9 protein-coding genes are annotated in these 9,346 nt (G+C 62.8%); 5 read left to right on the forward strand and 4 right to left on the reverse strand.

Features of this window, described 5'->3' with window-relative positions; genetic code table 11:
• Nucleotides 1-37: 37 nt before the first annotated feature.
• Genes R3F00_RS16500 through R3F00_RS16510 form a run of 3 tightly spaced genes read left to right on the forward strand, consistent with a single transcriptional unit; the run spans nucleotide 38 to nucleotide 2,993 of the window.
• Nucleotides 38-1,435, forward strand: a complete 1,398-nt coding sequence (locus tag R3F00_RS16500) for a hypothetical protein (RefSeq protein ID WP_371282860.1) — start codon at nucleotides 38-40, stop codon at nucleotides 1,433-1,435.
• Nucleotides 1,432-1,863 (forward strand): acyl-CoA thioesterase, encoded by a 432-nt coding sequence (locus R3F00_RS16505; protein WP_371282861.1) that lies wholly within the window; start codon nucleotides 1,432-1,434, stop codon nucleotides 1,861-1,863. The genes R3F00_RS16500 and R3F00_RS16505 overlap by 4 nt, the downstream gene beginning before the upstream one ends.
• Complete coding sequence (locus tag R3F00_RS16510) at nucleotides 1,860-2,993, forward strand: zinc-dependent alcohol dehydrogenase family protein (protein WP_371282862.1); 1,134 nt, start codon at nucleotides 1,860-1,862, stop codon at nucleotides 2,991-2,993. Before R3F00_RS16505 ends, R3F00_RS16510 begins: the two co-directional genes overlap by 4 nt.
• A gap of 10 nt (nucleotides 2,994-3,003) precedes the next feature.
• On the opposite strand, the gene R3F00_RS16515 is transcribed toward R3F00_RS16510, so the two are convergent.
• The gene (locus tag R3F00_RS16515; protein ID WP_371282863.1) at nucleotides 3,004-4,206 is read right to left on the reverse strand and encodes a diguanylate cyclase; all 1,203 of its coding nucleotides are present in this window, start codon (nucleotides 4,204-4,206) and stop codon (nucleotides 3,004-3,006) included.
• 67 nt (nucleotides 4,207-4,273) lie between these two features.
• Here R3F00_RS16515 and R3F00_RS16520 point away from each other — a divergent pair, with 67 nt between their 5' ends.
• On the forward strand, nucleotides 4,274-5,602 hold the full coding sequence (locus R3F00_RS16520; protein ID WP_371282864.1) for an APC family permease: 1,329 nt from the start codon (nucleotides 4,274-4,276) through the stop codon (nucleotides 5,600-5,602).
• 56 nt (nucleotides 5,603-5,658) lie between these two features.
• On the forward strand, nucleotides 5,659-6,324 hold the full coding sequence (locus R3F00_RS16525) for a DUF922 domain-containing protein (RefSeq protein ID WP_371282865.1): 666 nt from the start codon (nucleotides 5,659-5,661) through the stop codon (nucleotides 6,322-6,324).
• A 7-nt stretch (nucleotides 6,325-6,331) separates the two neighbouring features.
• Here R3F00_RS16525 and R3F00_RS16530 read toward each other — a convergent pair whose 3' ends face one another.
• Genes R3F00_RS16530 through R3F00_RS16540 form a run of 3 tightly spaced genes read right to left on the reverse strand, consistent with a single transcriptional unit; the run spans nucleotide 6,332 to nucleotide 9,320 of the window.
• Complete coding sequence (locus tag R3F00_RS16530; RefSeq protein WP_371282866.1) at nucleotides 6,332-6,979, reverse strand: DUF2238 domain-containing protein; 648 nt, start codon at nucleotides 6,977-6,979, stop codon at nucleotides 6,332-6,334.
• Nucleotides 6,980-7,000: 21 nt separating this feature from the next.
• Nucleotides 7,001-7,939 (reverse strand): DUF2950 family protein, encoded by a 939-nt coding sequence (locus R3F00_RS16535; protein WP_371282867.1) that lies wholly within the window; start codon nucleotides 7,937-7,939, stop codon nucleotides 7,001-7,003.
• Between the two features lie 46 nt (nucleotides 7,940-7,985).
• Complete coding sequence (locus R3F00_RS16540; RefSeq protein ID WP_371282868.1) at nucleotides 7,986-9,320, reverse strand: DUF3300 domain-containing protein; 1,335 nt, start codon at nucleotides 9,318-9,320, stop codon at nucleotides 7,986-7,988.
• Nucleotides 9,321-9,346 lie beyond the last annotated feature (26 nt).

A 9,346-nucleotide genomic window follows, 5' to 3' on the forward strand; every position in this document is an offset into this window, starting at 1 on the left:
CGAGACACATCGCCGAGAAATTCCACGGGGGAGAAAAATGAGCAAACCAACTGCAGGCTGGCGCTGGGGACCCTTCACGATGCGTGTGCCGTTCCTGCATACGCGACTGCTCTGGCCGGAGTTCCTTCAGGGAGTGTTTGTCGCCACCGCGACCGGCCTGGCCCTGGTGCCGGTGCTCGAAGCCTACTTCGGCATGAACTTCGAACAGGCCGGCACCTGTTCGCTGTTGTACAGCCTGTTCATCGTTTCCTCCCTGCATACCTTCGGCGAACCGTATGCGCCGGGCTGGAACACGCCCGCCCTGCCGCTGGTGCTGGCCTATGTCATCGTCGGCTATCCCGATCCCATGCAGCGCTTCCAGGTGATGACCGCGTTGTCGCTGATGTTCGCCGGGCTGGTCTTCGTGCTCGGAATATCGGGGTTCGGCACGTGGTTGATGCGCTGGCTGCCGTCGACCCTGCGTGCCGGCATCATCCTCGGAGCAGCCATTGCCGCATTCAAGAAAGTCTTTGTCGATGATGCCGAGAAATACCTGCTGCAACAGCCCATTTCGACAACGCTGGCCTGCCTGGTCTGTCTGGTCTGCGTCTTTTCGGCGCCATTCCAGAAGCTCAAGGCGAAGCACAACAGCCTGATGCTGCTTGCTGCGCTGGGCCTGCTGCCCGGATTCATCGTCGCCGCCATCGTCGGACCGCTGGTTGGCGAGGTGCACTATGACATTCAATGGGGCTGGCTGATTCCGCCGGTTGGCGAGACCGTCGCAAAGATGTCGCCGTTCTCGATTGGCTGGCCCACTGCGACGATGTTCCTGCAGGCCATTCCACTGGTGCTGATCACCTATGTGATCCAGTTTGGCGACATCGTCACCGGTACCGAAGTATTGCGCGAGGCGCGTCCATCGCGTCTAGACGATCCGGTCGACATCAATATTCGCCGTTCCCATCTCGCACTCGGCTTCCGCAATGCGATTTCGGCGCTGGTCGCACCCTTTTTCACCACCCAGGGCATGCTCTGGACCGGCGTCCACGTGGTGATCGTGCAGCGCTGGAAGCAGGGCCCTGCAGCGATGCGCGATCTCAACAGCGGCCTGATTTCCTACTACCTGATGGGCTTGCCCTTCATCTACTTCATGCTGCCCCTGTTGACCGGACTGAAGCCGCTGCTCGGGATCGCGCTGACGCTGACTCTTGTTCTTACCGGCTTCGCCTGTGCCTACATCGCGATGGCGATTCCAAGGACGAATGCATCGCGTGGCACAGCCCTCCTGATCGGCATGGCACTGGCCCTGTTCGAGCCATGGATCGGTCTGGCCATCGGCATCGCGGCCAGCCTGCTTCTGGTCGGCTTCGAGCGCGACGAGTCTGCTGCGGAAGCACTGCGTGGCGAGGCGCAGGCGGCCGAGCTCGAGGAATCGATTCGTGGAGCCGGCAAATGAATGCACGCAGCGACTTCGCGCAGTTTCGGCCTGTCACTACACGCTGGAAGGACAACGACATCTACGGTCACGTCAACAACGTCGAGTACTACAGCTATTTCGATACGGTCATCAACAGCTATCTGATTGCCGAGGGTGGACTCGATATCCACGCCGGCGACGTGATCGGTGTCTGTGCGGAATCGCATTGCAAGTACTTCGGTGGCTTCGCCTTTCCGGAAACCATCGAGGCCGGCCTGCGCGTCGAGCATCTCGGCAACTCCAGCGTGCGCTATGGCATCGGCCTCTTCCGCGAGGGTAATGACGAGGCCTCGGCCGTGGGCTGGTTCGTGCACGTTTTCGTGGATCGACAATCGCGCAAGGCGACGCCGATCCCCGAGCGCCTGCGCACCGCGCTCGGCGCGGTGTACCGGGATCTGCCGGCATGAGGGTTCGTGCGGCCGTACTGCGCGAGATGGGGCACGCAGGGCCGTTTGCGCACTCGAAGCCGCTCTCGGTCGAATCGCTGACACTGTCGCCGCCCGGCAATGGCGAGATTCGCGTGCGCGTCCTGGCCGCCGGCCTCTGCCATTCCGACCTCTCCGTCATCAATGGTTCGCGTCCGCGCCCGATGCCGATGGTGATGGGTCACGAAGCGACCGGCGAAGTGGTTGAGCTCGGTGGCCATGTTCGTGATTTCGCGGTTGGCGATCGCGTCGTGTTTTCGTTCGTGCCGATGTGTGGACATTGCCTGCCCTGCGCAAGCGGTCGACCGGTCCTTTGCGAGCCCGGAGCTGCAGCGAACGCGCAAGGCCAGCTGCTCGAGAGTGCGAGCCACTGGACCGATGACTCCGGGCAGCCCCTTTTGCACCACCTCGGCGTCTCGGGTTTCGCGGAATACACCGTGGTTTCGGCGCGGTCCGCTGTTCGCATCGACGCGGACTTGCCAGCCGAAATTGCGGCGCTGTTCGGTTGTGCCGTCATGACCGGCGTGGGTGCTGTCATCAATACGGCGCGCGTGCAATCGGGTGAAAGTGTCGCCGTGTTCGGACTCGGCGGAGTAGGTCTGTCGGCCTTGCTCGGCGCGCACGCCGCATCCGCATGGCCACTGATCGCGGTTGATGTGGTCGAAGAAAAGCTGGCGCTCGCGCGCAGGCTAGGAGCGAGCCACTGCATCAACGCCAGCCACGGAGACGCCGTTGCCGAGATTCGGGACATCACCAGCGGTGGCGTCGAGCATGCGATCGAGTCGGTCGGCAGCGAAGCGGTGCTGGCCCAGGCCTACGCGGCGACGCGCCGTGGCGGTACGACGCTGACCGTCGGCCTGCCGGCACCCGGGCGCATGTTTTCGGTGCCGGCTGTCAGCCTGGTTGCCGAAGAGCGCACGGTCAAGGGTTCCTACATGGGATCCGCCGTGCCCAGCCGGGACATCCCACGCTATATCGATCTGTATCGGGCTGGGCGACTGCCCGTGGATCGCCTGCTGACACATCGATTGAAGCTGGACGACATCAACGAAGGCTTTGACCGTCTGGCCGACGGGACGGCCATTCGACAGATCATCGAATTCGACACCTGATTGGGTGGCGTCAGGCTACGGCTGCGCGATTTCGCCCGGTCTGCTTGGCGCGGTACAGCGCGCGGTCGGCGGCTTCTGTCCAGCTGCGCAGGTCGCTTCCTGCGTCGGGCGCGCCAGCAATTCCGATGCTGACCGTGCAGCGCAATGCGCTTGCGCTGGCGAATTGCAGTTGATGGACCGCCGCACGGATCCGCTCTGCCGCGGATTCGGCTTCAACCAGCGGGAAGGGCATCACCGCGGCGAACTCGTCACCGCCCAGGCGACCCGCGTGACTGCCGGTCGGAAGGTTGCGCCGAACGAGATCGGCGATTCCGCGCAGCACGTCATCGCCGATTGAATGGCCGTGCTCGTCATTGATCTCCTTGAAGCGATCGACATCGAGGACCATCAGGGTGGAATCGGCCGCTGCGGCGCGATCCTGCAAGACAGAGGCCGCGAGCGATTCCCAATGCCCTCGGCTGTAGAGACCGGTCAGGGTATCCACACGACTGAGTTCCTCGAGCTTCCGGTTCTGCAGCTGCACGCGGCGCACCAGTCGAGAGCTGCTGGCACTGACGGCGAGAGTATGAATGACGAGGATCGGCAGGCAGGAAAGCGTGATCCAGAGGCCCGATTCGGGCTGGAACGCAAAATCGTTGAGCCAGGCGCCGACGACCAGGGCCAGCAGCATGCCCGGCAGCGACCAGACCCAGAGTCCTCGGACACCGGTGTTGATCTTGTCGGCGAACACGACGGTCAGCAACACGGCAGAAGGCAACAGATTGAACTGCAGCATTGGAACCCAGCTTCCGGCAAATGCCGAGTCGACAATGAAGTTGCGCAACTCCGCCTTGAACGGGTCGCTGCTGCGCATCGCCAACCGATAGGCCAGATGGGGCCAGACCAGGCAGGTGAGCAGGATCCAGACCCAGGCGAGCCACGATGCATCCAGTTCATGCATGACTACCATCAGGGGCAGGCTGGCCAACCCCATGCCGAGGATCCGGAAAGGGTAGGCACGTCGAGGCAGGTTCGTTTGCGCCCGGGTCCGCAAAGGCGGCGTGTGGTCGTTGTTTCGGGGTGACTGGGATGCGACAGTCATGCGATCACTGCTCGGCAAACTGGCCCCAGCATAGCTGAAACGGCGTCCGCAATCGGAGAGGAGTCCCGGCTGGCGGGAACGGCGAGCTTCCGCTCGCGGGTAGCGGGCGTACCGTGGTGCCTGGCTATCCATTCTGCGTAGCCCGGCTCGGCAGTGCTACATTCGAATCGTCCGTACCTGCGACGAAAGGCTGTACTCGATGAATGACGGTGGCGCTGTTCAGGAAGAGGGCCTGCTGCGGCAGCTTTCCGTGGTCGGGCTCTGGTTGCTGATCGTCAATGGCATGATCGGTGCGGGAATTTTCGGACTGCCCGGCGAGTTGGCAAAACTGGCTGGCGAGGGCAGTGTCTGGGTTTTCCTCCTGTGCGCCTTGATGATCGCGCCGATCATGCTGTGCTTTGCACAGATGGCCAGTTATTTTCATGGCACGGGTGGCCCCATCCTGTATGCCTCGCGCGCGTTCGGGCCCATGGCCGGATTCCAGGTGGGCTGGCTCTACTACATTTCACGAGTACTGTCGTTCGCAGCCAACCTGAATCTCCTGCTTACTTCGCTCGGGTATCTGTGGCCGCAGGCAATGAACGGGTCGATGCGCGTCGCGCTGGCCTTCGTCGTCTGCTCGCTGATGACTCTGCTCAATGTCGTCGGGGCGCGCGGCGCAGTGCGTGCCCTGGGCCTGCTGACCATCGTCAAGATCGTGCCGCTGATCGCTCTTGCCGGAATAGGCATTGTCACCCTCGATGCAGGACAGCTGCTTCCGCATGTGCGTCATGCCGTCGGGATCGAGGATCTGGGTGCCGCGGTGTTCCTGGTCATCTATGCCTATGTCGGATTCGAAGGCGGTCTTGTGCCGGCCGGAGAAGCACGTTATCCCACGCGTGACATTCCAAGGGCCCTGGTCGCCGCGCTGGCTCTTTGTGCCTTGCTCTACACGCTGATCCAGACCGTCAGTCTGACGACCCTCCCCGAACTGGCCGACTCCCCGCGCCCACTGGTCGACGTCGCCCAGGTACAGCTCGGCGAAACCGGTGCGCTGCTGATGCTGCTCGGCATCATCGCCTCGGTCGGTGGAAACCTGCTCGGCGCAATGTTCTCGACTCCGCGCATGACCTACCGGATGGCACTCGACGGGCACCTGCCATCGAGGCTGGGACATGTGCATCCGCGTTTCAGGACGCCTGCCGCCTCCATCTTCCTGTATGGCGCTGCCAGTTTCGCGTTTGCAGTGACCGGCGGGTTCGTCTGGCTGGCCGGACTCAGTGTGCTCGCCCGCCTGATCCTCTATGTCGTCTGCATCTTCGCGATGCCGCGCCTGCGCCGCGCATACGCGAGCGAGCCCGGTGCCTTGCGACTTCCCGGTGGCCCGTTCTGGATGCTCCTCTCATTGCTCGTATGCGCGGCATTGCTGATTCAGGTGCAGCTCAAATCGGTAGTCGTGACGATCGGCTGCATGATTGCCGGCCTGTTGCTCTACTACTACACAAGAATCATGCAGCGCAGAGACGCAAGCCGGGGAACGGATCCTTGAGGCACGGCCGCGGTCCAGGCATCAGGCGAATGGCGAAGTGCGGCTGGCAATCGATGATGGCCTCAATCGTGATGAGCGTGCTGCTGTCGGGAGTTCCCTTCGCCGTTGCGCTGGATGCGGCTGCGCTGCCCGAGCTGAGCATTGCCGATGATGTGGCCTACTACACGGTGACTGGTACCAGCGCGCGCAGCATCCGCGCCGAGCTTGAGCGTCGCTCCGAGACCGGCGGCGAATCTCCGCACGGAAGCACGCGAAGCACGTTCGAGGTGATCTCGAGACTTGAGGAAGTGGATGGCCGCTGTCGCGTACTGCAGCAGAGAATCCTGATCGGGATCACCACGGAGCTGCCGCGTTGGGAACCCGGTAGGGCCGTAGCCGCGTCATTGCAGGCAAGCTGGGATCAATCGCTCGCCAGGCTCGTTCGGCACGAAGCCGGCCATCGGGAAAACGTGCTCGAAGCGGCGGCCCGATTGCAGGAGACCCTGGCATCGCTGGAGTCGGAGGTACATTGCCTGTCGGCTCAGGTGAACATCGACATCGCGCTGGAGAATGCGCTGAATCGACTCGACCGCCGCGAAGCCTTGTACGACAGATTGACCGGCAACGGCCGCCGTGACCCGCCTGGGCCGGATGGATTGCAGCAAGCTGGAACAGCCGAAGAGCAAGACACGCAACTGGAGAAGCTGCGCAGGTTCAGAACCAGCCGATTTCCTGCGGAATGAGGTGAGTTTAGCTGTCTGCGGATGAGATCAGGCGACGCAGCTGGCGGTCGTGCAGGTGCGAAAAGCAGAGCAAGGCGGCGATGGCGCCGAGCAGGGCGCAAAACATGTCCGACTGCGTGTCCCATGCATCGCCTTGCGTGCCGAGAAATTCGTCCGCGCCCTGGCCCATGACGAGAGCCGCGGCCCATTCGATCAATTCGTAACATGCACTGATCGCGAGCACGATGCAGATCACCACGAATACGAGCATCTTGCGGCCGACCACGTAACCACCGCGAATCAGGAATTCTCGCGCGGCCAAGGCCGGCACGAATCCCTGCGCGAGGTGTCCGATCTTGTCGTAAGGATTGCGCTGCAAGCCAAGCCATTCCTGCAACTCGAAACCAAGCGGAACGCGCGCGTAGGTGTAGGCGCCGCCCAGCATCAGAATCAACGCATGCACGAAGATTCCGCAGTACAGCAACGTTGTCAGTGGATAGCGACGGTAGCTCGCCCACAGGAACGGAAGGACGATCAGGACCGGCAACACTTCCATCCACCAGGTAGCGCGGTCGAACGGGTGATAGCCCGACCACGCGAGGAATGCCAGCAGCGCTGCCGTAGCGGCGATCAGCCAGCGCGTGCGAGCCGTGTCGATCGGCTGGCTGGTCTGCATGTCGGTCGTTCCGCGTCGGACCTACCTGGCGGCCGCCGATTCCACCGTTTCATCCCTTGCCGGAGTCCAGCTTGAATCCGGGTTGTAGCGGGTGATGCTCCTGGCCGCTTCAACCGACTGCTCGCCGAGATCCTTCTGGTAAACCACGCCATAGCGATTGACGATGAAGGTCATGACGCCTGTTTCGCCATAGCGGGTTGGAACGGCGATGGCCGCAAAGCCTCCGATCAGATTGCCATTGATCATGTAGTCATAGGCCCCACCCGGTGCTGCGTCGCCCTGGCTGGTCAGCATGCGGTAGTTGTAGCCGTAGTAGCTGCTCACGGCCCTGGTGTCGACGTCCTTGAGCATCGGTCCGAGCGGGCTCTGCGCCTCGTTTTCGGCAGCATCCCAGTACAGGCCGTTGTGCTTGCCCGGATCACTCAGGAACTTCTGCGCATAGGCACGAACGTCCGAGCCGTCTCGCGCAACGGCTTCGTATTCCTGTTGCAGATTCGGCAAATCCTCGAGCACCGTCATGGTCATCAGCTCGTTGAGCCCGACGCGGCGATTGGCCAGTTCATCGGCACCTGCCGCACCGTCGAATTCCCAGCGCTCTCCGTTCCTGACCAGCGGTACCGGATAAGTGAATGCATCGGCTCCAACGATCAGGGTGACATTGTCCGGCGAGTTCTCCTGGATCAGCAGCACGGAGTCTGCTGCAGCCACGAACTGTTCGCGTGCGGCCCTGACGCCCGGATCGTTGCCATCCTGCACGATCCCGCCGGCGTCCTTGCCGAAGAAGGTCTTGAGCAACTCATCGTCATTGCTGCGAGCCGCCTCGACCAGGGCGTGTGCGGCCTCGTCGGGTGTCCGGAAGTCCTTCTTGCCGTCGGCCGCAAGTGCGGCGGCGCCAGGCAGGAGCAGGACAAGCAATGTCGCGAGGCAAGTGAGGCGAATGAAGAATTCTTGCTTTTTCATGTGATTGGATTCCTGGGTAGTGGGCGGGAGATGGTGCGTGCGCCGATCAGCGCCGCCGCCCACCGCCACCTCGATGCCCGCCGCCTCCGCGGCTCATGCTTCCCCTATGGCTGGCTGCGCTGGCCTGTCGGCCAGACATGCCGCCATAGGAACTGGTCCGCGGCGACGTGGCGCGCGAAGCCGATCCGCCCCGTGAATACGCCGAACTGGATCGCGATGCCGCCGACGTGGACGGTCGCAAGCCGGCATTGTTGGCCGGGCGTGAAGCCGGCGACGTCGAAGGACGCACACTGCCACCCGTGCTCGGTCGTGTCGCCGGTCGTGTCGTCGGCGCATGGAAATTGCCACCGCCACTGCCTGCGGCAGGCCGGTTGCCGGCGCCTGCACCGGGGCGATTTCCAGCACCTGTACCCGGACGATTCCCGCTGCCAGGACGATTGTCGATGTTTGGCCGGAAGCCGGCGTCACCGGGTCGCGTCGTGGGCCGGTTGCCGCCTACTCCGCCATTGTTGCCCGGGCGCCAGGTGCCGGAATTACCCCCACTTCCACGATTGATATTGGTGTTGCGGTTGATGTTCGTATTGCGGTTGATATTGATGTTGGTGTTGTGGTGGCCCCAGCCATTGCCCCAGCCGATACCGCCGGTATGCCAGTTGAAGGCCCAGGCCGCGGTCGCGCCCCAGAAGACGCCGCGCGCAAACGCGTAGCCGGGAGGATACGGGTAGTAATAGACCGGGTAGGGCGTCGGCCAGTAGCCCCACACCGGGTAACTGGAAACATAGATCACCTTGGTCGGCTCATAACGCGGTACGTAGATCACGTCGGGTTTGGCCGGCTCGATGATGACGGTCTGTTCATTGACCTCGACTTTCTGCTTGTCATCGCTTTTCAGGTTGCCGGCCGAATACGCCAACATGCGGAAGCGCTGCACCGCATCCATCACCGCCTGCTGGTCGTCGTACACGGCCTCGCCAAGCTGCTGCGTCCATGCGAGATCCTTGTTCATCTGGTCGATGATTTCAGGGTAGTTGAGCAAACTCCTGACGGGCTCGCTCAGGGACTCGGGCGGTTGCGGATCCTTCTGCCCTTCGGCTTCCTTGAGGAAGCGCTGGGCCTGCACGACTTCCAGCGGAACCGTCGATGCAGGCAGGATCAGCGCCAGCAGATCGTCCGGGTACAGCGCGATCCGGCCAACCAGATCGCCGAGCTCGGCGTCGGTCAGCTTGGTCGTCGCGTTGGCCGGATCAGGATCGGTGGCCGTTGCTGCGGCGTTCGACGCGTCCCCTGCCTGACTTTGCGCGATCGAACGGGGTGCCGTGCTCAGTCCAAGTGCGCCGACAATCAGAACGGTGAGTGTTGCGAGGATGACAGATCGCGCCATGGCGGATCCTCCTTCGGTGGATTTCA

The organism is Dokdonella sp. (genome assembly GCF_041395345.1).
Lineage (GTDB): Bacteria > Pseudomonadota > Gammaproteobacteria > Xanthomonadales > Rhodanobacteraceae > Dokdonella.

Coding starts and splice junctions, on each gene's coding strand:
- R3F00_RS16535 (WP_371282867.1), bottom strand. CDS start 7,939: ATGAAAAAGCAAGAATTCTTCATTCGCCTCACTTGCCTCGCGACATTG.
- R3F00_RS16515 (WP_371282863.1), bottom strand. CDS start 4,206: ATGGATAGCCAGGCACCACGGTACGCCCGCTACCCGCGAGCGGAAGCT.
- R3F00_RS16505 (WP_371282861.1), top strand. CDS start 1,432: ATGAATGCACGCAGCGACTTCGCGCAGTTTCGGCCTGTCACTACACGC.
- R3F00_RS16530 (WP_371282866.1), bottom strand. CDS start 6,979: ATGCAGACCAGCCAGCCGATCGACACGGCTCGCACGCGCTGGCTGATC.
- R3F00_RS16525 (WP_371282865.1), top strand. CDS start 5,659: ATGGCCTCAATCGTGATGAGCGTGCTGCTGTCGGGAGTTCCCTTCGCC.
- R3F00_RS16500 (WP_371282860.1), top strand. CDS start 38: ATGAGCAAACCAACTGCAGGCTGGCGCTGGGGACCCTTCACGATGCGT.
- R3F00_RS16540 (WP_371282868.1), bottom strand. CDS start 9,320: ATGGCGCGATCTGTCATCCTCGCAACACTCACCGTTCTGATTGTCGGC.
- R3F00_RS16510 (WP_371282862.1), top strand. CDS start 1,860: ATGAGGGTTCGTGCGGCCGTACTGCGCGAGATGGGGCACGCAGGGCCG.
- R3F00_RS16520 (WP_371282864.1), top strand. CDS start 4,274: ATGAATGACGGTGGCGCTGTTCAGGAAGAGGGCCTGCTGCGGCAGCTT.